Annotated in this window: 23 protein-coding genes; all 23 read right to left on the minus strand. The window is 39.5% G+C overall.

Annotated elements, in window-relative coordinates; all coding sequences use genetic code 11:
- The 23 genes from mutS to C9J35_RS00640 all read right to left on the minus strand — a co-directional run bounded on the left by mutS (window position 1) and on the right by C9J35_RS00640 (window position 25,737).
- On the minus strand, window positions 1-2,568 hold the full coding sequence (gene mutS, locus C9J35_RS00530; protein WP_107923289.1) for a DNA mismatch repair protein MutS: 2,568 nt from the start codon (window positions 2,566-2,568) through the stop codon (window positions 1-3).
- Between the two features lie 127 nt (window positions 2,569-2,695).
- Window positions 2,696-3,355 carry an outer spore coat protein CotE gene (gene cotE / locus C9J35_RS00535; RefSeq protein ID WP_201262028.1) on the minus strand — a complete coding sequence of 220 codons (660 nt, stop codon included), beginning with the start codon at window positions 3,353-3,355 and terminating at the stop codon, window positions 2,696-2,698.
- A 210-nt stretch (window positions 3,356-3,565) separates the two neighbouring features.
- Entirely contained in the window at window positions 3,566-4,003 is a 438-nt protein-coding gene (locus tag C9J35_RS00540; RefSeq protein ID WP_054767160.1) for a YlbF/YmcA family competence regulator, read from the minus strand.
- The gene (gene miaB / locus C9J35_RS00545; RefSeq protein WP_107923003.1) at window positions 4,004-5,548 is read right to left on the minus strand and encodes a tRNA (N6-isopentenyl adenosine(37)-C2)-methylthiotransferase MiaB; all 1,545 of its coding nucleotides are present in this window, start codon (window positions 5,546-5,548) and stop codon (window positions 4,004-4,006) included.
- Window positions 5,549-5,805: 257 nt separating this feature from the next.
- Window positions 5,806-6,819, minus strand: a complete 1,014-nt coding sequence (locus tag C9J35_RS00550) for a histidinol phosphate phosphatase domain-containing protein (protein ID WP_107923004.1) — start codon at window positions 6,817-6,819, stop codon at window positions 5,806-5,808.
- Window positions 6,819-7,601 carry a DeoR/GlpR family DNA-binding transcription regulator gene (locus tag C9J35_RS00555; RefSeq protein ID WP_107923005.1) on the minus strand — a complete coding sequence of 261 codons (783 nt, stop codon included), beginning with the start codon at window positions 7,599-7,601 and terminating at the stop codon, window positions 6,819-6,821. Before C9J35_RS00555 ends, C9J35_RS00550 begins: the two co-directional genes overlap by 1 nt.
- A complete protein-coding gene (locus C9J35_RS00560; RefSeq protein WP_107923006.1) occupies window positions 7,598-8,599 on the minus strand; it encodes an ABC transporter ATP-binding protein in 1,002 nt (333 codons plus the stop codon). The genes C9J35_RS00555 and C9J35_RS00560 overlap by 4 nt, the downstream gene beginning before the upstream one ends.
- Complete coding sequence (locus C9J35_RS00565; RefSeq protein ID WP_054767159.1) at window positions 8,596-9,381, minus strand: ABC transporter permease; 786 nt, start codon at window positions 9,379-9,381, stop codon at window positions 8,596-8,598. Before C9J35_RS00565 ends, C9J35_RS00560 begins: the two co-directional genes overlap by 4 nt.
- Window positions 9,381-10,211, minus strand: a complete 831-nt coding sequence (locus C9J35_RS00570) for an ABC transporter permease (RefSeq protein ID WP_438941193.1) — start codon at window positions 10,209-10,211, stop codon at window positions 9,381-9,383. Before C9J35_RS00570 ends, C9J35_RS00565 begins: the two co-directional genes overlap by 1 nt.
- Before the next feature lie 48 nt (window positions 10,212-10,259).
- Complete coding sequence (locus C9J35_RS00575) at window positions 10,260-11,096, minus strand: alkaline phosphatase family protein (RefSeq protein ID WP_107923007.1); 837 nt, start codon at window positions 11,094-11,096, stop codon at window positions 10,260-10,262.
- Entirely contained in the window at window positions 11,086-12,174 is a 1,089-nt protein-coding gene (locus C9J35_RS00580; protein ID WP_107923008.1) for an ABC transporter substrate-binding protein, read from the minus strand. Before C9J35_RS00580 ends, C9J35_RS00575 begins: the two co-directional genes overlap by 11 nt.
- Window positions 12,175-12,894: 720 nt before the next feature.
- Window positions 12,895-13,272 (minus strand): 2-oxoglutarate ferredoxin oxidoreductase subunit beta, encoded by a 378-nt coding sequence (locus C9J35_RS00585; protein WP_235616162.1) that lies wholly within the window; start codon window positions 13,270-13,272, stop codon window positions 12,895-12,897.
- A 129-nt stretch (window positions 13,273-13,401) separates the two neighbouring features.
- Entirely contained in the window at window positions 13,402-14,796 is a 1,395-nt protein-coding gene (locus C9J35_RS00590; protein ID WP_107923009.1) for a HAMP domain-containing sensor histidine kinase, read from the minus strand.
- Window positions 14,784-15,446 carry a response regulator transcription factor gene (locus C9J35_RS00595; protein WP_107923010.1) on the minus strand — a complete coding sequence of 221 codons (663 nt, stop codon included), beginning with the start codon at window positions 15,444-15,446 and terminating at the stop codon, window positions 14,784-14,786. Before C9J35_RS00595 ends, C9J35_RS00590 begins: the two co-directional genes overlap by 13 nt.
- 29 nt (window positions 15,447-15,475) lie before the next feature.
- Window positions 15,476-16,231, minus strand: a complete 756-nt coding sequence (locus C9J35_RS00600) for a lantibiotic immunity ABC transporter MutG family permease subunit (protein WP_107923011.1) — start codon at window positions 16,229-16,231, stop codon at window positions 15,476-15,478.
- Window positions 16,232-16,235: 4 nt separating this feature from the next.
- A complete protein-coding gene (locus C9J35_RS00605; RefSeq protein WP_107923012.1) occupies window positions 16,236-16,970 on the minus strand; it encodes a lantibiotic immunity ABC transporter MutE/EpiE family permease subunit in 735 nt (244 codons plus the stop codon).
- Between the two features lies 1 nt (window position 16,971).
- Window positions 16,972-17,679, minus strand: a complete 708-nt coding sequence (locus tag C9J35_RS00610) for a lantibiotic protection ABC transporter ATP-binding protein (RefSeq protein ID WP_107923013.1) — start codon at window positions 17,677-17,679, stop codon at window positions 16,972-16,974.
- Window positions 17,680-17,974: 295 nt separating this feature from the next.
- A complete protein-coding gene (locus tag C9J35_RS00615; RefSeq protein WP_054767154.1) occupies window positions 17,975-18,841 on the minus strand; it encodes a 2-oxoacid:ferredoxin oxidoreductase subunit beta in 867 nt (288 codons plus the stop codon).
- On the minus strand, window positions 18,841-20,580 hold the full coding sequence (locus C9J35_RS00620) for a 2-oxoacid:acceptor oxidoreductase subunit alpha (RefSeq protein WP_107923014.1): 1,740 nt from the start codon (window positions 20,578-20,580) through the stop codon (window positions 18,841-18,843). The genes C9J35_RS00615 and C9J35_RS00620 overlap by 1 nt, the downstream gene beginning before the upstream one ends.
- Window positions 20,581-21,240: 660 nt before the next feature.
- On the minus strand, window positions 21,241-21,507 hold the full coding sequence (locus C9J35_RS00625; RefSeq protein WP_010858535.1) for a stage V sporulation protein S: 267 nt from the start codon (window positions 21,505-21,507) through the stop codon (window positions 21,241-21,243).
- Window positions 21,508-22,092: 585 nt separating this feature from the next.
- Window positions 22,093-22,890, minus strand: a complete 798-nt coding sequence (locus tag C9J35_RS00630) for a TIGR00282 family metallophosphoesterase (protein WP_107923015.1) — start codon at window positions 22,888-22,890, stop codon at window positions 22,093-22,095.
- 144 nt (window positions 22,891-23,034) lie between these two features.
- Window positions 23,035-24,156: an acyltransferase family protein gene (locus tag C9J35_RS00635; protein WP_107923016.1), complete on the minus strand. Its 1,122-nt coding sequence runs from the start codon at window positions 24,154-24,156 to the stop codon at window positions 23,035-23,037.
- Between the two features lie 72 nt (window positions 24,157-24,228).
- Window positions 24,229-25,737 (minus strand): lipopolysaccharide biosynthesis protein, encoded by a 1,509-nt coding sequence (locus tag C9J35_RS00640; protein WP_107923017.1) that lies wholly within the window; start codon window positions 25,735-25,737, stop codon window positions 24,229-24,231.
- Between the last annotated feature and the right edge of the window lie 4 nt (window positions 25,738-25,741).

Here is a 25,741-nt window from a genome sequence, read left to right on the forward strand (position 1 = left end):
TTATTTTTTCGCGTTGACCAATTGCTGTTGTAATTCATATAAAATATTCATCGCCTGCATCGGTGAAGTTCCTAAAATATTAACCTTCTCCAGACTTTTTAAAACCTCTGTTTCAGCTGGTGAAACGGGTTCTCCCTCTGCAAATAGCGACATTTGTACGGGCTGATCTGCAACTACTTGTGGTGCCGTCACCTCTTTACCTGCCTCGAAATTTTCGAGCAGTACACGTGCTCTAGATAAAATCTCCTCTGGCAATTGCGCAAGCTGTGCCACGTGTATCCCGTATGACTTATCGGCAGCTCCTTTTTTTACCTTATGTAAAAAGACCACCGTACCATTTTTTTCAGTAGCAGATACATGAACATTTTGCAGACGAGGAAGCTCTTTCTCAAGTGCTGTTAACTCATGATAGTGTGTTGAAAATAGTGTATTCGCCCCGATTTTATCGTGAATATACTCCATCATCGATTGCGCAAGGCTCATGCCATCATATGTTGAAGTCCCACGACCGATTTCATCAAACAACATTAGGCTATTTTTAGTCGCATGCAAGATAGCGTGTTGTGATTCTAACATTTCCACCATAAATGTAGATTGCCCTGCTGCTAAATCATCCGCTGCACCAATACGTGTGAAGATTTGATCGGTGATTGGCAATCTAGCTTTTTCGGCTGGCACATAACAACCCATTTGTGCCATAACGACAATGAGTGCCACCTGACGCATATACGTACTTTTACCAGACATATTCGGCCCTGTAATTAGCATCATATTGTGATGTTCTTCAAGTACACAGTCATTTGGTACATACATTTGCTTATTCAGCATTTTTTCAACAACGGGGTGACGTCCTTCAAGAATCTCTAGTGAACGCCCTGTATGAAATGCTGGTTTCGTAAAACGATATTTCTCTGACACGCTTGCAAAGCTAAGGAGGACATCTAACTCACTAATACTTGCCGCTAGAGCCTGTACACGTGGAATAAAAGCCTTTAATTCTTCACGGATTTCCACGAATAAATTATATTCAAGCAATAAACTTTCTTCCTCGGCATTTAATATGAGTGCCTCTTTTTCCTTCAGCTCTTGCGTAATATAGCGCTCAGCGTTGGCTAGCGTTTGTTTCCGTTCATAGCGCGTTAAATCTGCTAAATGAATATTCGATTTTGTTATTTCAATATAGTAACCGAAAATACGATTATAACCGATTTTCAAATTTTTTATACCCGTTTTAACACGTTCTTCTTGTTCCAGCTGGGCAATCCAGTCCTTGCCATTGCGAGATGCGTAACGCAGCTCATCTAAGCGATCATTGTATCCATCCCGGATGACATCGCCTTCTTTAATGGTAATTGGAGGATTATCTGTAATCGCACGTGCCAATAATGTCTCGACGTCTGCACATATATCAAGGGTGCTACCCAAATTCTGCAGTGTTTCTTTGCTTGATTCCAAAAGCTGTTGTACAATCACAGGCACTTGACGCAAAGAATCTCGCAGTTGTGCTAAATCACGGCCTCCCACATTGCCAAATGCCACACGTCCCGCCAAACGCTCTAAATCATATACTTGTTTAAGAGAAGTTTGTAACTCTGTTCTTACAAAATATTCTTCTAATAAATCAGTGACAATCTCAAGTCTTGACTCAATGGCAGAACGCGTAGCAAGAGGTTGATGTATCCATTGTTTTAACTTACGACCACCCATAGCTGTAACCGTGTCATCTAACAGCCAAAGCAATGTACCCTTTTGATCGCCACCTCGAATCGATTGGATCAGCTCTAAATTACGTTTCGAGCTAGAATCGATACGTAAATAATTTTTCATTTCATTAAATGTGAACGTTTGAATATGCGATAACGAGCGCATTTGCGTTTTATCAATATAGGCCAGTAGACGTAGGCAAGCCACTTGTAATTGTGCTGGTACTGCTGCTACATAATTCACAACCTTGTCCAATGCCATTTCATCTACTTCAATAGACAGCACAATCCCCAAATTCACGGCATGCTCTGCCAATAAAAGCTGTAGACTCTCTGTTACGACAAGCTCACGAATACCATATGCCTGCATTTGCATTAGCAGTGCTTTGGCATCACCTTCAATCGATGAAGCAGTCGCCTCGCCTGTAGATAAGTCTAAATAGGCATAGCCAAAGGTTGTAGCATCTAACTGCTCAGCTGCACCAATAAAATGATTCGATTTACCATCAAGCGCCTTTCCTTCCATAATTGTGCCTGGTGTTATAAGTTGTACCACTTCACGTCTAACTACGCCTTTTGCTTGTTTCGGATCTTCCGTTTGCTCACAAATTGCGACCTTATAACCCTTTTGTACTAATGTTTCAATATAATTTTTAGCCGAATGATGCGGCACACCGCACATTGGAATACGGTCCTTCGCGCCTGCATCTCGGCTTGTTAATGTGATTTCTAAAATTTGTGAGGCATTAACTGCGTCCTCAAAAAACATCTCGTAAAAGTCACCTAATCTAAAAAATAAAAAGGCATCCTTGTAATCTTCTTTTACTTGCAAATATTGTTGCATCATTGGTGTATATGTTGTCATATCATCTTTCCCTCGCTCTTGCCATATAGATAATTTCATTATAACAAAAGATACATGCGAAACGCCCATTTCACCTTTGTAAAGATGCTAGCATTTCGCATGTATTAAAAATGTTTCAGCTTGTAGTTTATCTTGGGCGCTCATCAGGAAACGATGAGGACTCTAAAACATACCTTCCTTCACTACTCGAACTTGAACTTGAACTGGAGCTAGATGAAGATGAAGAAGATGATGAGGATGAGCTTTCATCATTAAAACTCCATTCCTCTTCGAAATCTAGTGGATGTACACTAATACAAATTGTCATTTCACCCATCACTTCTACGACAATTTCTCGTTCTACTACTATTTCAAATTTCGTTCCACATGGAGAAATTACCGCTTCCATGCAATTTGGTTCTTGGATTACACGAACACGTACATCATCGCCAACGCTCACTTCACCATCTCTGAAATGAAGCTTCACTTTGTCTTTATAGTGAACCGTTTCTGAAAACACTGCTGTTTTCGAATGGTTACTATAGGCATACCAAACATTGACATCAAATTTCCCTGATACTTCTACAAATTTACCGACTTTTTTTGCTGAGCAAGTATGATTGATTACCCAGCAACCAAGAATACTCGTCGGTTTATTTGTTGGGCATAATGTTACACGATCTTCCGTTCTTTTCTTCCCCTTGGCAACTACTGCTTTCGTCACGATTTGTCGTAAACGTTTCAGCGCAATTCCTCCTTCGACTCTTTTCACTCCATCATATGCAGGTAGCGCCCATTGGGTGAACATATTTCATAGAATCCAGTCGAATCACTTTATATCTTTTTCAGATTACGGGCACCGTTGGTACATCTCGCAAAAAACTTTTTGAGCATACTAAAGCTACTGTAGCAGTACATATTCGCTTAGTCCAGGCAGCTTTTCCTAAGCATTACTATCCTTAATACCATGATAAAAAAATAGCCCGAATGCAATCATTCGAGCCATTACTTCTATTATTTATGAGCAGCTACCTGGTTGTGTATTCGCTACGTATGACCCCGTTTCACCACGTAGTAAATCGCCACCTGTTGAACGGATAATTTCATTTGTGACATTGTTAGCGATTGTGTTGGACACTAATTGTAATAAATCATTCACATCAACTTGTGATTCCTTAAATTGTTGAACGACTGGGATTGCGTTAATTTCTTCTTCGATTTTCGCAATTTTATCTTCAATCATTTTCAGCGCTTTTTCTTTGCCTAAGTGTTGGAAGTTTACAGCTTGTTTTTGCAAGCTCTTCAGACTAGCAATACGTTCACGTACAAGTTGATTTTCGTTAATTTGTGCTTCTGCCTTTTTGAAAAACTCAACCTCTGGTGTATTGGCAATCATATGTGCAATTTCATGTGATTTCTTAATTAAATCTTCTTTTGTATACATTACTTCTGTCATTTACGCTTCCACCTTTTCATTTTTTACTACTTCCACAAATTCACCACGTAATGAATAGGAAGTAGCTTCGATTATTTTAACTTTCACTAACTGACCAATAAGCTCTGCTGGCGCTTTAACATTCACGAGGCGATTTTTACGTGTGTAACCTGCAAGGACATTCTCACGACGTTTACTTGTCCCCTCAACTAACACCTCTACAATCTCGCCTTCCAAACCTGCCAATGCTTTTCGGGAATACTCTTGTACAACGGCATTTAAACGATGAAGTCGTTGTTTTTTCACATCTTCTGGCACATTGTCAATCATCTTCGCTGCTGGCGTACCCTCACGTGGAGAATAAATATACGTAAATGCCATATCGAAGCCAACTTCACGATACAAAGACAGCGTCTCTTCGAATTGCTCCTCCGTTTCGTTTGGATAACCAACAATAATATCAGTTGTTAATGTGACCCCCGGGATAGCCGCTTTAATTCTATCGACTAAGCCAAGGAAATGCTCCCGTGTATATTTGCGCGCCATGATTTTTAACACTTCATTTGAACCTGATTGCACTGGCAAATGAATATGCTCCACTAGGTTACCACCCTTTGCAAGTACCTCGATTAAGTGATCATCAAAGTCGCGTGGATGGCTCGTTGTAAAACGAATACGTGGGATATCGATTTTTCTTAACTCATCCATCAAATCTCCAAGTCGGTACTCCATGTCCTCAAAATCTTTTCCGTAAGCATTGACATTTTGTCCAAGCAACATGATTTCTTTATAGCCTGCAGCCGCGAGCTCTCGAACTTCGGCAATAATTTCCTCCGGACGGCGACTACGTTCCTTACCACGCGTATACGGTACGATACAGTAAGTACAGAACTTATCACAGCCGTACATAATATTCACCCAAGCTTTAATAGAACCAAGTCGTTTTTTGGGTAGATTTTCGATAACGTCGCCCTCTTTTGACCAAACTTCGATGACCAATTCTTTCGACATATAAGCTTCTTTTAAAATATTTGGCAGTCGGTGAATATTATGCGTGCCGAATACCATATCGACGTGAGGGTAAGTTTTTAATATTTTGTTTACAACGGATTCTTCTTGTGACATACAGCCACATACACCGATGAGCATTTCTGGATTTTTACGTTTATATTTTAACAGGAAGCCAAGTTCGCCGAATACTTTGTTCTCTGCATTTTCACGAATTGCACATGTATTCAGTAACACAACATCCGCTTCCTCAATTATCTCTGTAGCGGTATAGCCTAGTTGCATAAATATCCCAGCCATCACTTCAGTATCGTGCTCATTCATTTGGCAGCCATATGTACGAATATAAAACGTACGTCCCTCGCCCATGCCTGCAAACTCTTCTGCAATATTAAAATCCTTATGGTACTTAATTTCTTCTTTCCCACGTTTTTTAGCATCTTTTAATGAAGGTGCTGTAAAGACCTTCTCAAAATATTTACTATAATCCTTTTCAGGCTTGTCTTCTTTTTTAGGTTGATTGACTTGTTGACTGGCTAATCGTTGTTCCTCATTCATCGCAATCAGGTAACTCCTTTCAAACGAAATCCGTGCATTCGAATTCCCATTTTACTATTATACTGAATGATTACTACTTCCTACAAGGTTTGCGTACTAAATGTCGTGGTTTCGACTTAAATACACTTTCTTTCTGCTTGATGATTCTATCCGTCACTTTGCCGGTTCTATCTGTCACTTGCCGGTTCTATCCACCTTACTCCGTTAACGCTAAAAAGCCACCGATGACCTGTATCACCGGTGACCTTACCTTCAAATTATAACTCGATATATTTCTTTTTACGCTCATCAAATCCTAGTATCGATTGAACACCAAGTCCTTTTAGCACATCCGTATTGGCAAAGGTATACTTCCCAACATCATCAGGGAAATGCGCATCTGAGGAAACAGTAAACTCTACGCCCTGTTCAACTAACACTTGCAAGAAATGAGAACCCGGGCACATTTCCTTTACGGGATAGCGATAATATAACCCTGCATTGATTTCCGTAGCTGTTTGTGTTGTAACAAGTGCCTCAGCAATTCGCACATACCAAGCATGTAGAAAAGTTTCATCTTTAAGCTGATAGTTAAAGACTTTAAAATTATCCAAATGCGCCACAAAATCAAACATCTTTGCGTGTATCATGCTCTCCACAGTCGCAAAAAATTGTCCATACTGCTCCCGCAATGTCGCTGCGTCCATGTGCTCAAATATATTCTGCGTTTGTGGATTGTCAAAGCCCCAGCCATCCACAAAATGCACAGAACCAATGACATAATCCCATGGATAGTCTTGTAACAGTGACGCTAGCTCTTCTTCACCACCCACAAAATAATCCGCTTCTATACCAAGCTTTAATGCAACACCGTGGCGATGCCATTTTTCCTTTGCGTTTGTAATGGCTGATACAAACGTAGCCATCTGTTCCGTCATAACACTATCTAGCCAGTAACATTGCAATTGACCGACCTCCGACCTTTCATCCAACTGCATATAGCGTTCAAAATAAGCACGTGTCTCCTTAAATCGATACAAATGATCAACAATGCCAACCTCTCGTAACCCTAGTCGCTTTGCTTGTTGCAAATATAAATCAAGCCACTCTTCACTGTAACAACCCTTAAGCAATCGTTGTGCTAAAACCTGTATTTGCCTCTCGATAAGCTCTTTTGAGCCCTTCGACATAACTTCAACTTCATCAAAAAATGCCATGGCCTGCGAAGTGCGTTCTAACCAACGGAATGAGTAGGGTCCCTCCTCTAAATGCACATGATAATCAATTGTCATCAGCTTTTCCCTCCACTACCTATCGTCCACATTTCTTCGTATGCCTGCCATTCTTCGGGGCATGTCGCATCACAAATTATTTCCGAGCAATCTACCAAGTGGCAAATTCGATAAAATGATTTGCTATTGATTTTGGAAGAATCGGTTAGTAAAATTGTCATTTTGCTGTTTTCAAGCATTTTTTGAGAAATCAGCGATTCATCTAAATCATAATCATAGACAATACCGTCCATTATGCCCCCACACGATAAAAATGCTTTGTCAAAATTCATATTGCCCAACCATTCCAATGTCATGGCACCTGCGACAGAGGACTGTCTTGGATTGGTCGTCCCACCGAGCAAAATCACCTTGCCTGTCATACGTCTCTCTTCAATGGCTAAGTTAAACTGTGCCGCTGCTGCTATGGAATTTGTGACGACGGTAATATCTTCGACCGCCATTAAGTAATCAGCAATATGTACCGTTGTTGTTCCTGTATCAACAGCAATCGTATCCCCATCACATATACGCTCCGCAGCTAGCCGAGCTATGTTACACTTTGCCTCTTTTTTCATTTGAAGCTTACGCAAAAACGCTGGTTCTGTTCTGACATTCGTATACTGTACTGCTCCACCATGGACGCGCGTTAATAAATGCTGTTCCTCTAGTTCATCTAAATCCCGCCGGATAGTTTCTGGTGCTACTTGAAGTGCATCTGCAATGTTTGCGACAATTATTTTCCCATGTACTTCTAGTTGCTTTAAAATATAATCAAAACGTTCAATTTTTGCATAAGTCATGATAAAGCAATCACATCTTCCTTAGCCACATAGCACTCATATTTTTTGCCTATTTCAAACAATTGTCCTCGTTGATGTAATTGTTCCATTGTAAACATACACTCACCCTCAAATGTAGTACGAATGACATTACCACTCATCAATGACTGCTTCGCTACACCCGAAAAACAAATATCCCCTTCCATTGCCTGTGCATGAATGGCCTCTGGTCGAATAGCAAATTTCAAGCCATCTCCTGGCAATACTCCACCGATCATTTTCTCCAGTACTTGCCTTGGCAAGACATTATAATGCCCGATAAAATTAGCAATAAATTCACTTTCCGGTTTTGTATAAATGGCAGTAGGTGTTCCACTTTGCGCAATTTCCCCATTACTCATGACAAATATTTTGTCAGAAACAGCCATTGCCTCTTCCTGATCATGTGTTACTAATATCATTGTCATATTGAGCTGTCGTTGAATCGCTCGTAAATCCTCCTGCAATTTTTTTCGAATTTGTGCATCCAGTGCACTAAGTGGTTCATCTAAAAGCAATACCTTTGGACGTACAATTAATGCACGTGCTAAAGCAACACGTTGCTGCTGACCACCAGACAGTTCCTTTGGATAAGCGTTCGCTTTTTCTGTTAAATGCACAATGCCAAGTATCTCTTGCACACGTTGTTCAATTTCAGCATTATTCACTTTTTGCATATGCAAGCCGAACGCTACATTTTCTTTGACGGTCATATTCGGAAATAGCGCATAAGATTGAAATACCATTCCGACTTGACGATCTTTTGGTTGAATATCATGCATATCTTTTCCTTCAATTTGTATACAACCTGCAGTGGCATCTGTTAAACCTGCGACAATGCGTAAAATTGTACTTTTTCCACAGCCACTTGGTCCTAAAAGAGTAATAAACTCCCCTTGCTCAATCCTCATATCGATATTGGACAACACAGTTGAATGCCCATACTTTTTATGAAGCCCTTCTATGACAATATAGCTCATATATTTGTAACACCTTTCGATCTTTTTGTTAGCAGTGCGATAACGAACGTTAATAGACCCATAAGAACGAGATAAATAAAGACAACTGCACTTGCAATATGTCCACTTGAACTTAGTTTTTTCATTAAATAAATTTGCACGGTTTCAAAGCGAGAGCCTACGACTAAATTAATAAGTACAAACTCACCAAACAACACTGAAAATGATAACAATGCACCCGCAAATAGGCCTGGATAGACAGTCGGTAAAAGTATTGTCATAAATGCCTGCCTTTTAGAGGCGCCCAGTAATTGTGCTGCATCTAAAAGTTGCCTTGCATCAACACTTCGTAGACTATTGCGTGTGCCTTGATAAATGTATGGCAAAATACCAATAACATAAGCGCCTAGCACCACTAAAATCATCGGCACACCTACTGTCGTATACACACGAATTAATCCTACTGCTAAAATAACCCCTGGGAAGGAATACACCATGACAACTGCCACTTGAATAAATTTTTCATACTGTGGAAAATACAAAACAATGACAAATATCGCAGGGACAATCACGAACATTGCTACTCCGACCGCTCCACCTGATAATAAAACAGAGCGTCCAAACGCTTGGATAAACTCTGCATCCTGAAATAATGTGGCCAGCCACTTAAACGTCAGCCCCTCTGGTAAAATCGTTTTATTCCATTTAGAAGAAAAGGCATATAGTGTCGTCGCAACAATCGGCAATACTAAATACAAAACGAAAAAGAGGAAAAAGAAATCAGCAAAGCCTCTCTTCTTCATTATAATTTCCCCCTTGTCTTTTTGATGCTCCACTCACTTAATAGCATCGCCATTACCATCGTTACTGCCAGTAATACCGCAATCGCACTTGCTAATTCTGGCTGGGCAAATATATCTCCCTTAATGAGCGCACCGATACGTATTGCGACTAAATTGTAATTACTGCTAGTTAGTGCATAGGCCGATGCATAGGCGCCCATCGCATTGGCAAACAACACACTAAATGTTCCAACAATACCTGGTAGCATGACAGGGATGCCAATTTTCAACCAAAATTGCCATGTAGATGCACCAAGCAGGGCAGCCGCTTCCTTCCATTGTTGTTGTATCCCATCATAAATTGGATACAACAGCATCAATGCTAATGGCATCTGAAAATAAATATAAATGAGTAATAAGCCACTCCAGCTATAGAGAGAAAATGACGATAATGCACCAATGTCCCATTTTTCAAAAAGCAAAGTAAATAACCCACTATTCCCTAGCAAGACAATGAAAGCAAAGGCTAACGGGATGCCTGAAAAATTTGATGTTAAGTTAGTCAAAATTAGAATTTTCTCTCGAGCTGACTCCGAAAAGCGCATGATGGCATAGACCGCAAACAATGTTACAATCAGTGCAATCACGGCGGAGATTGCTGACAAAGTAATACTATTCTTAAAACCTTGTAGTATATAGTCATTTGTTAGAACAGATTGGTAGTGTTCAAGCGTAAAGCCTTTACTAGTACTAAAGCTCGAGATTACCATATACAGTAGTGGCACTAAAAAGAATAACAGCACAAGCAATAGGAAAGGGACAAGCCAGGCAAATGATTGCCTTTTAGAGATCACAACGACCACTTCTTTCTGTTAATAAAGTAGAAATAGAGGCATTCATTAGACCTCTTTTAATGACTGTACGCCCTCTAATAAGAGTGGAACCATCTCCTCCGACGGTTCAATATTCAATAAATAACAGCACAGTGGCGCGATTTGCAACTGCGAAACAATTCCATTTTTTATACCAACTTTGACATGATTAGAAATGACAAACATTGGTACATGACGATCCTCAGTAGTTATACCACCATGATTACCATCACTTGTCATCCCATGATCGGCTGTTACAATAATCTCATAGCCTTGTGCCAAACATTTCGGAATAAACAAAGATAACAGTGCATCTACGGCCAACACACGATTTCGATACTGTGGTGAATTTGCTGTAAATTTATGCCCATCATCATCTACATTCATCGGATGAATATATAAGAAATCTGGTTGCTTGTGATCCATTAACCATGCTGCATCCGCAAAAAGATGGCTATCTGGGTAATGATCCTCAAAGTAGAACAAGCCATTGTCAATTGGAAGCTGCGTATCAAACTGCAATCTATCCTCCATATGCAAAAATGGTGCACGATTATATAATTCACTTACCCAATAATAAGCAGCAGCTGCTGTAGTTAAACCGTTTGACTTAGCCAAATGAAATAAGCTATTTTGTGTGGATAAACGCACCGTCATATTGCTTGTTACACCGTGTACGATCGGCGGTGTACCCGTTAAAATGGTTTCGTATAATGGTCGAGATAAGGATGGTACCTCCGAACAAACCTCATACCTTGCGGCAATTTTGCGTTCTATTAAATGTTGCATGAACCCCATATGTGAACAGGCCGTATCAAATCGCAGTGCATCTATGACAATAAGGACAACTTTATTATTTTGCATGAATTAAAACCTGCTCTTGATAGATTTGTGGAATTTGCTTCGTTGTTTCTTCCCATTGCTTTTGATCTTTCACTGGCTGCGCCTTTTTATACATTTCTGCCGGCAGTAATAAGGCCTTCGCATCTTGAGATAGTTCCACATTGTCACGAATTGGTCGTGCATACCCCTTCGCTAAGTTTTCCTGTCCTGCATCCGATAAAATGTATTCACGTGTTAACATGGCCGCATGTGGATTTTTGGCATACTTATTAATAACGGTTGCATAGCCAGATGTCACTGAACCTTCGGATGGGACAACTACATTAAATCGGTGTTCATCAATTTGATGGCGGTAGCCTAGCGCATTAAAATCCCATAAGATGGCTACATCAATTTCACCTTTTTCTAAATTGGCTACAGATGGATCTCCTTGTAAACGTCCTTGTTTAGCTAAATCTGCAAAGAAATCGATACCAGGCTGAATGTTCGATTCATCACCACCGAAAGCCATTGCAGCTGCCAAAATCGCAAATTGGGCTTGGTTTGCTGTTAAGGCATCACCAATACTGACCGTATAATCTCCATTTTTAATGTCTTCCCAAGATGTTGGTGCATCTTTCACATTATTAGTATCTGTTAAAAATGAAATTGTTCCCGTATAGCCAACGATCCAATGTCCTTCATCATCTTTAGCCCATTGTGGAATATCATCCCAATAAGATGTTTTATATGGTAATGTTAAGCCCTTGTCCTTGGCAATTGGTCCAAAAGCAATCCCTACGTCGCCAATATCAGCTGTTGCATCTTCTTTTTCAGCTTCAAACTTAGCTAGCTCTTCTGCACTCGACATATCCGTATCCTTGTGCTTCAAATTATATTCGGTCCCTAGTTCTTGCCATGTCTCCACCCAGTTCGCCCAAGTATCAGGCATGCCGACTGAGTTTACAACACCTTCTTCTTGCGCCTTTTTAGTAATTTCGGCCAACGTCAAATCACTGTTTACTTCACTAGAACTAGATGAACTGTCAGTACAAGCAGCCAACATTGAAATAGCTAACACTCCAACTAGACTTTTCTTCCACAACTTTTGAATTGCCATGAGATGGACCCTCCATTTGTTTATGTTTATTTTTATTTGCTTACAACAGTAATCTTATAAAACAAACATTAAGCAAGTGTGGAGCGCTTAAAAATATTCGGTAAAAATTATTGAGGAATTATAAACTCTATGAAGCATGTTTAATAATTAGGGGAATTGTAAAGATTATTATTTTCTGGCTCATCACCAAAAGTTGGGGATGACATTTGTTAAAATGTATACCATTTATCCCGCATTAACGGTCAGTAATTTATCTGTTCCGAAAGCGAAGCGTCAGGTACAAGACGCCCACCTCAAGTGGAAAGATGAGTGAGAGTCAACTAGCTGGGCGATCAACTGTCCGTAAAAGTCCGATTGGTTCGGGGCAGCAGGATGTTGGTCACACAAGCTTTTTCACAGGATGTGAAGGTTTTAGCTTGTGTTCCTCTATTTATTGTGGGGGATGAAGAAAACCTCCACTGATTGAAGTTTCACTTTATATTTGTTGATTGGAGTGGAGGCTGGGCGACTCCTTGGGGATCAGCGTCACAGATGAGACCCTGGAGCGAGCCACGCGAGTGAAGCGGCTCAGCGGACGCCCCCAGGAAAGCGCCCAGTCGGAACGGAAATCAACTCCACGTTATGGTGATGAGCCTATTTTCTTCTGATAGGGGTAATAAGTGGAATCTAGTTTTGTATGCGCACGTTTGTACAGTGCTTCAAACGTGCACATACCCTAGATTATTCAGACAAACCAAGGAAATCTGCATATGTATGCGGTTCATTTTCCTTTAAAATAGATAAAAATGTAAAGGCTAACTGCACAACCGACCACCATTTCATATGGTAGTTCATTTCAAAACGGGCAGGCTCAAATGTAAAAACATCCTGAAAAATCTCAAGTGGTTCGATGTCTTCATCCTTTAAAATGGATAGAAAACCTAAAAATAATGTATGATCCTTCACTTCTAGGACTTTTCTTTCCACCAAAGCATCGATATTTTCAGGCTGATGAAGCTTACAATGGTAGGCAACGTAGTGCTCTAAATCTTGTGCACGCTGCCTCTCTTCTCGTTCCTTTTTCTTTGCAATAAAATCAATGACGTTATCCACGTACATCGCCTCTTCTTTTTTCTTTTTATTGTAGCATTTTTTACTATTATTGCCCTGCTATCCCCTCTCTTACTTAGACAATAAAAAAGATGATTGCTAACTATGTAGCAAAATCATCTTCTGTTTACTTACTTTCTATTGTCTTTTTTCATTATTACGAACGGGAATAGTGATTGTTACCTTTCCTCCACCAGTTGCCCTATCATTATCAATTCGCAAAGTACCCCCATGGTTTTCTACAATTGATTGAGCAATGTAAAGTCCCATACCATGATGATTACCGGTATTCCTGCTAGAATCGCCCCGATAAAATTGCTTTGTCGCCTCTTTCACATCTTTTGGGGAGAAGCCATGGCCATTATCTGTAACGATAAATCGAACATCATCAGAGGTGCCTTGAACAGATAGAGTAACTTTCCCATTAAAAGGGGTATACTCCACCGCATTGTCAATGACGTTTAACATAGCCCGATAAAAGGATTCTTTATTTAAAGCGATATACGCTGGAAGCTTTTCTTTGTGCATACACACCTGAAGACTTTTCTCACAAGAAAGAGCCTTCATTTGATTTTCCACTTCCGCAAGAAAAGCCTCTGTTGTAATGGATGTTTTTTCATGTTCGGTAATTTTCTCCATTTTAGATAAATCCATGAGTTCTTTTGTGAATTGTTCAATCACAATGGTATTTTTCAAAATATAGTCATTATATGCTTGTTGTGTAGCATCAAGCTGTGTGTCTTGTAATAGCTCAGCATTCCCGCGAATAATCGTTAATGGTGTTTTGATGTCATGAGCAAGAGCCGTAATCTGTTCTCTACGGGATTGCTCTAACTCCCATTGCTGCTTTAAAGAAATATTCAGTGCATCCTTCATGTGCTCAAATGACGAAGCGATTTCATCGATTTCACGTATTCCGGACGGAGCAATCGAGAAATCTAGATTCTGCTGTTGAATTTCTTTAATGGCATCTTGTAACCCCATCATTTTCTTCTTTAAACGTCTGCCAAAGTGGATAGCAAGCACTGTCGCTTGAGCAAATATGCCTACTATAAATATTAGGAACATCAATAGTTGGGGATTTGGCAAGTACTCTCTTAATATGGCGGAGCGATACTGCGGTACTAAATAATAGCGCAATATGCACACCTCCTCATTTTCACGTTGTATAAACGTATAAAAGTGAGAGCCACTGTTGTTTTCCCCCTTTTGCATTAAATCCCAAGCATCGTTAGCTTCCTTTGCTGAAAGATTACCTGAAATAAATGTACCTTGCTTTGAATAGACCGCGTAGTCTACAAGATCAGGTATACTATCAGCAGTTACAGTATTACTTGAAGCAATGTGATTTTTAGTTAAAGAAATCTGTGTTTCGGCATAATTTGCAGGCAAAATAATGTTTGTAGAAAAGGCAAATAGAAATAGACCAAGCAGTATAGCCACTAATAATATTGTACCGATACTGAGAAAAAGGAGATATCGAAGAAAAAATGTATGTAGGCGTGTTCCTTTATTTGGCCTTATTGTCTCCATTTATAGCCAATCCCCCAAACCGTGTCAATGACATCAATGTCAAAAGCATGCAGCTTTGCGCGAATATTTTTTATATGCTCGGTAATAGCCATGCTGTCACTTTTCCCGTCAAAACCAAAAATAGTTTCATAGATTTTTTCCTTTGTAAAAACCTGCCCACGATTACGCGCGAGAAACTCGCAAATCTCATATTCGCTCTTTGTTAGAGCTACTTTGTCCTCACTTACATATAACTCTTTGCCTGATAAATTGAAGTGAACCTCATCCGTATATAGAATGCTACGTCTACCTCGTTTTTCGCGTCTCAAATGGGCATGCACTCTTGCACGTAGCTCTCCGATACCAAAAGGTTTTACAATATAATCATCTGCTCCTAGTCCTAGACCATACATAAGATCTTCCTCTAACGTTTTAGCTGTTAGAAATAGGATAGGGCAATCTACAGCAGGACGAATTTGCCTACACAAGGTGAATCCGTCTATGGCCGGCATCATCACATCTAGTAATATTAAATCAAAATTGCCAAGATCCATTTTGCATACTTCTGTTGCATCCGATACAACAGTCACAAGGTGATTATCTTTTATTAAGGCATTTTTTATCAACACTAATATAGCTTGTTCATCATCCACTGCTAACACTTTTGCCATAGACCTTACCTCAACATTCTTTCTTTATTCTACCCCTCAGACTTTCTTCCTTCCCAACGCCAAAACCATAAACAAGCCCCTATAAATGCCAGCAATGTTGCACTAATACACGTAATCATACCAACTTGTAGTCCCGTATGCACGACAGAAAGCTCCACACCACTCTCGTATAGTGCCCAAAGAGAAATGAAATGTCCTCCCCAACCATAAGGAATAAAGGACCAAATGCCATCCCCTAGACCTGTCAGCAGTAAAGCGACCAAAAGTGCTTCCACGATACCTAGACCAATCGAGGCACCTTTGCCAAAACGAAGGCTCACAACAAGATGTAAAATATATAAAAATATAGTACTTCCGAATATAATACATGCACCTATCACATAAAACTGAACATCAAATTGGTCTTCATGTAAGATTTCAATAAAGCCAAAACTAAAAACTAAAATAGAGAACAGTATTGCAGCAAAGCCGAATAATAGTAAGTGCAGTAATTTGCTGACAAATGCCAATATTTTTATGCTTGTCGCCGTTAACATTAGCTGAAAATGACCGGCTGCTGCTTCCTGTTCTGCAGACATCGCACAAACTAATCCAATAATAATAGGGAAACCACACGCCAACCCTTGATAATAAGCATTTACCTTCCCATTAAAATCCCAAGGAGAATAGGAATAGTATGCTAAAAACAGCGCCGAAATAATGATCGGGACAAGTAGATGTGTGAGCAAAAATGGCGTCCTTTTTGATTTAACAAACTCCGCGCTCAGTAATCGAAAAATGACCATGCTGCTATTTCGCCTCCCTTCGCTGAAACCAACTTGCAGTAAGGAAGGTCAAACATACAAACCATATTAAAGCAATTATTACACCTGGTACGATAACGCCCGTGCTCAATAGTTCACTGCCATCCTGTACGGGGAGTCCATTAGGCATAATATGAAGTGTTGGACACAATAATCGCGCTGTAATTGCATAAGGAAAGGTAAACCAAAGCCCTCCATCTGCAAATGCGGCAACCCCAACAATATTGCCAACTAAATTTACTAAAATTGTCATATACGTGCCAAATTTCGCTGCTAGGAACAAACATAAGGGAATTTGCCATAATAACGTCACAAAAATTAAAAAACTTCCTGTTAGACTGCTTTCAATGGATATACGATTACCAAAAAGTATCATTCCTCCAGCCGTTATACCAATGAAGAAAACAACTGTGATTAGTAACAGCCATGCGCTACATGCAAAAATTTTGCCTAACCAAATCGTTTTTATATCAATCGGCATAGCGAGAATACTATGATATTTCAATTTTGAATCTTTTTCCACTATCAATGCACAACATATCGTCAGTGCGCCTGGTAGGAGCATTGTATACCACCAATTATAAGCCCCTGTTTGAAAAAAACTACCTCCCATTAAGACTGCACTTAGAAGCAACGTAACAATTGGAGTAAGCCAAACTAATGTTGGAATAAAAGTCCGTTTCCATTTTAATCTTTCCGCTTTCATAACGTGAGGTAACATTTTATTGTCCCGCCTTTCTGTTCGCGGCGACAACCTGCATAAATAGTGCTTCTAATTCTTGACCTTGTGGTGCAATCCCCTGATATCCTAATACTCCTCCAGCAATAATGCCGATTTCATCGACAACCTGTTCTACTTCGGACAAGATATGGCTCGACAAGATGACGGTAATACCCTGCTCAGGAAAAGAACGGATCAATTTCCGTAGCTCTTGAATTCCGATGGGGTCAAGGCCATTTGTTGGCTCATCAAGAATTAGGAGCTTTGGATAATTCAGCAGTGCGATGGCTATGCCTAAACGCTGTTTCATCCCTAACGAAAACTGACCGGCACGTTTTTTACCTGTATTGGTTAAGTCAACTATCTTAAGAACTTCATCTATACGGCTTTGGGGCAATCCAAGGGCAATTGTTCGGACCTTGAGATTCTCTCTTGCAGTTAAATTGTCATATAACGGTGGTGTTTCAATCAATACACCAATATCTGTTAAATCTGTTCGATGCCAGTTATGTCCATTAAATAGTATGTTCCCTGCGTTTGGACGTAGCATGCCTGAAATCATTTTTAACGTTGTAGATTTCCCCGCTCCATTCGGCCCTAGCAATCCATAAACGGAGTTTCGCGGAATGGTCAACGATAAATTTTCTACAATCTTCTGTCCTTTAAAGCTTTTACAAAGATTTTCTGTTTGTAAAATAATAGCTTCCATAGTAAGTCATCATCCTTTCGATGACTTCATTGTAAAAAATGATTATAAGGATTTTATAAGGATTTAACTTTTAATATGCACGTGCAACTTGAAATGAGCAAAATGAGTCGCCCAGCCTCCACTTCACTGGAAAAAGTAGCCTGCATCCATCGCTAGAAGCGTTTCTTTCCTTTGAGGTAGAAACGCGGAAAGGGAAGTAATTTTTGGGGGAACGCATAAAAAAAACTGTAAGTAAACTCGATTTTCACAAGTTTACCTACAGTGCGATTCAATAAGCTTTTAATTCATCTTTTAGTTACATAAATTCATTGACTAATACATTAAATTGATCTTCGCTCATTTTAATATCAATATCTGTAAGCGGTAATTCAGAGTAGCCAGGGACTTTCTCTTGGTAAGAAGCCGTCGTTGTATCTTGATAGATAATACCTGTCACAAGCCCTTCATTTTCCATTACTGTACGCATTGCCATACCGCGATCTGAATTGTCATAGCCTTCAATATCTGCAAGCTTTGTTAAGTTCTCTTTGAACCAGTCGTAAGTGTTCACTTTGTTGTATGTTACACAGGGTGAGAATACGTTGATGAATGAAAAACCTTTATGGTTAATTCCTGCTTCAATTAGAGCTGTCAATTCTTTAATATCTGTAGAGAATCCTTGTGCCACAAATGTTGCACCACTTGTTAAAGCTACCTCTAATGGTTTTAATGAAGGCTCAATCGCACCACCTGGTGTAGATTTTGTGATAAATCCAGCAGCAGAACGTGGCGATGTTTGCCCTTTTGTTAAACCGTAAATTTGGTTATCCATAACAACGTATGTGATGTCAATGTTACGACGGATGGCATGAATTGTATGACCCATCCCGATGGCAAAGCCGTCTCCATCACCACCAGATGCGATAACGTTTAAGTCACGATTAGCCATTTTTAAGCCTTGGGCAATCGGTAGTGCACGACCATGGATGCCGTGGAAACCATATGAATTTATATAACCTGAAATACGACCTGAACAGCCAATCCCAGAAATTACAGCCAGTTCGTTTGGCTCAATACCCACGTTTGCAGCTGCACGCTGGATTGCGGCTTGTACCGAGAAGTCACCACAGCCAGGGCACCAGTTTGGTTTTACTGTATTACGAAAATCCTTAAATGTTGCCATTAGCGAGTCAGCTCCTTCACTTTATTTTCTAATTCACCTGGCAAGAATGGTGTACCGTCATATTTTGTGATTGTCTCAATTTTATCGTGGCCGCCAATATTCATTTTCATGATATTCGCTAATTGACCCGTGTAGTTATTTTCTACAACAATCACTTTTTTCGCTTGTGCCACAAGAGGTCCCATATCAGTAGATGGGAATGGATGAACTAAGCGAATATGTGCATGGTTCACTTTTATGCCCTGTGCATTGAGACGCTCTTGTACTTCTTCAATAGCACCACGCGTTGAGTTAAAGCCAACCAGTAGTATGTCTGCTTCTTCGTGTGGAGCATTTTTATAAACAGGTGTATCAAAGTTCAGTGCCGCAAGCTTACGGAAACGTTTATCCATTTGTGTACGACGGTTACCCGTTGCCTCAGAAGGCTTACCTGTTTCATCATGCTCAACACCTGTTACATGGTGAATACCATTTAACTGACCAGGTAAAACACGCGGTGATATACCATCTTCTGTATTTTCGTAACGTTTAAAGTAGGCTTTATCTACTGCTTCTTCAAGGTCTTCCGTAATGATTTTACCGCGACGAATTTCAATTTTATTGTAATCAAATGGTTCCGCAGTTTGTTTACCAAGTGATAACTGTAAGTCTGTCATTAAAATAACTGGTAATTGTAATTCTTCCGCAATATTGAATGCTTGGATTGTGTCAAAGAAAGCCTCCTGCATTGTAGAAGGGGCAATAACTACTTTCGGAATCTCACCATGTGTACCATAAAGCATGGCCATTAAATCTGATTGCTCTTGTTTTGTAGGTAGACCTGTCGATGGACCACCACGTTGAGTATCGATAATAACAAGTGGTTGTTCCGTCATACCAGAAAGACCAATGGCTTCCATCATAAGTGAAAGACCAGGACCTGCCGATGCAGTGAATGCTCGAACACCACCAAAGTTTGAACCAATGGCCATCGTAGCTGCTGCGATTTCATCCTCCGTTTGGATAACCGCACCACCGAATTTCGGTAATTTTTTTATGAGGTATTCCATAATTTCTGAAGCTGGTGTAATTGGGTATGCCGCCATAAAGCGTGTCCCAGCTGCAAGTGCACCTAGAGCTACTGCATCATTCCCAATCATGAACATACGGCGTTTGCCATCAGCAGGGGCTAATGCCCACTCACCAACGCGATCCCCTATTAGCTCATTCATCATTTCATGGCCGCGTGCAATAGCTTCCATGTTTTTTTGCACAACTTCTTCACCTTTTTTGCCAAAAATATCATCCACAACATTTTGGAAAACAGCATCCTCTAAGTTAAGAAGTGAAGCTGTAGCTCCGATGGCTACCATGTTTTTCATTAACGTTGTACCTAGTTCTGCCGCCACTTCTGTGAAAGGTACGGCAAATAATGGCGCCTTTGAGTCTTCCGGCTTTACTGGTTCAAATTTAGCATCAGCTAAAATTACACCTTTTTCTGTTAACTCTTTATAATTGACGTCGATTGTTTCTTGGTCAAATGCCACTAGTATATCTAAATCATCCGCAATTGAACGTACTTCTGTTGGACGAACTGTAATTTTATTATTCGTATGGCCACCTTTTATTCGAGAAGAGAAGTGACGATAACCGTATAGGAAATACCCTAAACGATTCATTGCCATTGAGAAAATTTCGCCTGTACTCTCAATCCCTTCACCTTGTTGCCCACCGACTTTCCATGAAAGCTGATGTAACATGTCAACAACTCCTTAAATCCAATGTGTACTATTATTTTTTCCTTCATAAGTTTAACACGAAGACACGGTCTGCACTATTGTTATTCCACGATTTAACCGAAATTCAGACCTTTGACCGAAAATGCCGTTCAAAAAGTTGTAATTTTCAGACCCATTGAATATAAAAAAATAACTTACTAAAATGCAATCAAGTATAGAATCCTCATTTGTTAGCAATGTTATGTATAAAAGTTACGCTTTCTTTGTACTATCAAGTTTGGCTTGCGGGTTTTTTTGGTTGACCTGAGCGTTGCTCTCACTTACCCGAGCGCTTCTACTGCTGACCTGAGCACGACGATTCAAAACGATATGAGACACAGCATATAATTGAATGCACGCCACAACAAAAAATGCCTCACACTATAACTAAGTGCAAGGCATTTCTGTTGTTTTTTATCGGGAACTAGCGAAGGCTTCATCTCCCACTTTCTTTGAGAGAACAAACAGCGTTAGTGCCTGATCGGTTCAAGTCAACAGGAAGTTCATTACTTATGCTCTGTAATTATTGCTGTTGCTGCGTTGACGCACAAATAAATTGCCATAGGAAGTGGCGTTCTTGTCATAAATTCCTAAATAATCGGTGGGGAATAAAAATCCCCCACCGATTAAAGGTTCACTTTATTATCGAACACGTTTTTCTACTAGCAATTTTAAAGCTGTACGTTCCTCACCAGCAATTAAAATATCGGCAAACGCCGGCGCGCAAATTAAATCTGTGCCACTTGGCGCTACAAATCCGCGTGCAATGGCCACTGCTTTCACGGCTTGGTTAAGTGCCCCCGCCCCAACTGCCTGCATTTCTGCTTGCCCTTTTTCTCTTATTACCGCGACTAATGCACCTGCAACTGAATTTGGATTAGAGCGTGACGATACTTTTAATGAATCCACAATTATTCCTCCCCGTTTCGCGAATAGTGTTTACGCTCAACAACTCATGTCCCCCTTTTCGGTCCTCAAGTTATTGTCCGTAGGTCATTTTATGCTCGCAATAACGAAAATAGACTATTTTCAATTCCGATATATTGCAAACCACTCAAATACATGAAATTTTATCATGCTCATCCTATAATTCCTATGATGTAAAAGTGCATTTCCCCTGACTTCTACCAAGCGTTTATTTAAGGCATTATTGCCTTTTCCGATGATTCTTAGTTGTCGTATATTGAGCCATTAATGGACAATTTGCGCATGGAGTGTAGTGGATTTATACTGTCTTCTACCTTCTTCCGTTGCGTTGAATAGGATACATTAGTTGATTGGAGCACAGGCGGCGAGTTCTGCGAAAAATAGTTTGAGCACAAGGCCCCGCAGAAGCGGAGCGACGAGAAGACTGAAGCCATGCCCCGCCTGCCGTAGCGGACATTAATGGTTTCATATGGATACTGCAAATTTCAAAGAAAAAAGATTGTAAACAAACTCATTTTTTTGAGTTTGTCTACAATCTATCTTGTTCTTCACCAGTAGTTGTGCACATTATCCTTGGAACGGATAATCTTCATTTATATAAATTCTTTCGCAGTGCACAGCTTTTCCTGTTTTGTCATCAATTTCAACATAAAAGCCACTTAATACATCACGCCCTTTTTTCGGCACTTCAAAGCGAGATGGCATATTTGTCTGGAATTTGTAAATAACACTGTCCTTCGTCATCCCTAGAATTTCATCATAGGGTCCAGTCATCCCGACGTCAGTAATATAGGCTGTCCCATTTGGATAAATGCGTGCATCTGCAGTCTGTACATGTGTATGTGTGCCAACGACCGCTGACGCCTTACCATCTAAATGCCAACCAAGTGCAATTTTTTCACTTGTCGCTTCCGCATGGAAATCCACAAATACAAGCGGTGACGTCTTACGCGCTTCTTCAATCAAGTCATCCGCCATGGCAAATGGATCCTCATGTGGCGGTAAAAATACTCGACCATGTAAATTAATAACCGATAATGTGACACCATTTTTTGAAATTTGCACCATTCCCTTACCTGGTGCCTCACTTGAAAAATTCGCTGGACGAATTAAATAATCCGCGTCATCAATAAAATCAAAAATATCCTTGTTGTCCCAAGTATGGTTGCCCATTGTAATGACATCTACACCCATCTGTAAAAGGTCATTATAAATACTACGTGTAATCCCGCGACCTGCTGCTGCATTTTCGCCATTCGCAATGATAACGTCTAGGTTAAATTTTTTCTTTAAACGTGGCAAATATTTTTCTACTGCATCACGACCGATTGAGCCGACAATGTCTCCAATAAATAGTACTTTCATTTTGCAAAACCACTCTTTCTATAAATAACAATCTTTAGTTTACCATTTTTTCTTTGCCAATCGCAAAATAAAACGTAAACCATGTCCGTTTACGCTTTACTAGTCTGACGATAGCTATTCGTTCGAGCAATCCACCTTTAACAATCATTCAACAGTTGTATCATGACCGATGACCGAATGTGTTACGTTGTTTGCACTTTGTTTTTCATGAAGATGTACCTGCCCTACCAAGTAAGCACCGAATTTCCATTTGTTCAATATAGATGTCACATAAATAGCGCAGATTGTACTAACAAAAAATGATAAGAATACGACAAAAAAAATACTCAATTTTTCTTCGTAGTTCACTAAAAAATTTTTCACCATAATATTGAATAGTGGGTGTAACAAATAGATTCCAAAGGAATAGCGACTAATGAAAATGATAAAACTTGGCATTCTCTGTATTTTGCTCGCAATAAAAAATAATAAGAATGCAACGCTCAATGTATACAGGACGACATCTATTCTCTTTGAGTGAATTTCAGTAATTAAGCCCAAAACTTGGATCGCTAGTAAACCACTTAATGTGAAAAGAAATACAACAAATAGTTGATAACGAAAACGGTGTAACAAAGATAGAAAAATCTCATAATTCCTTCCGCAATAGTAGGCGGTTACAAAATAAGCTATCCATGCAGGAAAAGGCATCTTATTTAAAACGCTCCACTCCAGTTCTACATATGGCAGGTAATAAAAATACTCGTATGGATCTAAAAAATTAAAAAAGGCTAAATAACCGAAATTAATAATAAATGCGGTAATGATGACTTGATAGGCGGGATATTTCGGTGCAATATATTTTACGAACAGGGGATGTAAAAAATAAAACTGAAAAATGATGATGATAAAATAGCCATGAAAATTACCTTCGAATAAATTTAATATAACCTTTTTTTCAAATTCACCGCTATTCGTGCCAATCGAATGAAGAGCTGCATCTAGCACACCTATAAATAGAAATGGGATAAAAATATACTTAAAACGTTTCACATAAAATTTTTTGGGCAATTGATTTGGATAGGAATAGGCAATCACGAACTCTGAGATAAAAATAAAGAGTGGTGTTCCAAACATTAACGCTAATTGAATAGACGTCAGCACTACTAATAATGGATTTTCCACTATGTCATACATATCTAACGCTAAAGTAACTCCGTGCATTAACACAATTCCCAAGCAGGCAATAAATCTTAGTAAAAATATTTCTTTCACAACTGGCTTCATTTTTCCCACCTGCCATTTCTAAGCAATCGCTTTTAGCTTAAAGATCATACTTACACATATAGGAAAAACTTTTTAGGTGTTGGTAATTGTACGTTTCACATGGTCCCAAATAGCTCGCATCATTTTAGGTTCAAGAAAAAAGTTCCCTAAAAGAACGATCGTAATGGTCCATAAGGAAACACATATAGCTGCTATCAACCAAGTACCGGCACCTGTAATATGGAGTTCAATGAAAAATGCAAATGGCGAGGCTGCGATGAATGCTAAAATTATATTGCGCGTTATTTTTTTAACAGTATGCAACGCTGAATTTTTTAAAATTTCTTTTGACGTATACAGAATTAAATCACAAGTTCGATAGGCATATGAACACAGCCCACCTATTAATACCCCCTCTACGCCCAAAAACTGTACAAAAATAATAGATGACACAAGGTTAATGACCGCTTCAATAATGGCACGGTTTTTCGTCTCTCTAAAATGGCCAGCAGCGTTTATTAAGGTATTAGAAGGAATGCGAATCGTATTCGCAACACCTACAATAACAAATAGCATCGCTAACCACGGTCGTATATAATTGACATCCTCAACACCCGCTGTATAAATAGTCATAAACGGTAAAATTAAAATGGCAGTACATGTATAACAGAAAGCAACAGCTGCATAAAAAACGGTCTCAAATTGTTGAAAATATTTATGAAGTTCGTCCCTATCCTCTTTTACAAGAATGTCCCCAAATGCTGCTAACATCGCCCCTGAAAAAGCTGAAACAAATAAAGTGACAGCATTAAACACCAGATTGTACACCGTAAATACACTTACCTCAGCAAGCCCCAGAAAAATAGTAATTAAAATAAACGGAGTGTTAAAGACAACTAACGAAGCGATTTGATGAATTAAAGCATCCCATTTCGCTTTAATTGCTTGTGTATCTGGCTTTACACTTATATTAAAATAGCAATATTTTATTTTGACATAACGTCTTAAAAACACAATATCCAGTAATAACAAAACACTTGACCAAGCAATAACAACAACGATGGAGAAACCCAGAGTTATAAAAGTTATTGCCAGGATTGTACTTGCAATAAGTAAGATTGCTTGAATCCGAAAAATAACATAACTTTTTTGATCCGCTGTCAAAAGGACTAAATATTTCCCTATAAAAAAATACTCCCACATACCGCTTATCCCAAGAATAAGGACTAGATATAAGGCCGTACGTGGATTCACCTCGTCGCCCACCACTAACGGATAGAAGATAGCTAACAATGCGACTAACATAGTGAAAATAATGCCTGACCGTCTATAAAAATGATTTGTAGCTGATAGGATACCATTTATCTGCTCTTTATCCCTCAAGGACAAGGGCTTATAAAGCGCCGCGATTGACGCATTTCCTACCCCCGCTTCGATAATTTTTAAATAGCTTAAAAATTGCTTAATGGATGAAATAAGCCCATTTGAAGCGGAACCATACGTCGTCATAAATAATCGAGGTAAAATAAAATTAATGGCTGCCGTAACAATTTGAAGCATGATATTCGACATTAAATTCATTATCACTTTTTTTGTTCTCATGTTG

The sequence above is a fragment of the Lysinibacillus parviboronicapiens genome, assembly GCF_003049575.1.
In the GTDB taxonomy this organism is placed as follows: Bacteria; Bacillota; Bacilli; order Bacillales_A; family Planococcaceae; genus Lysinibacillus; species Lysinibacillus parviboronicapiens.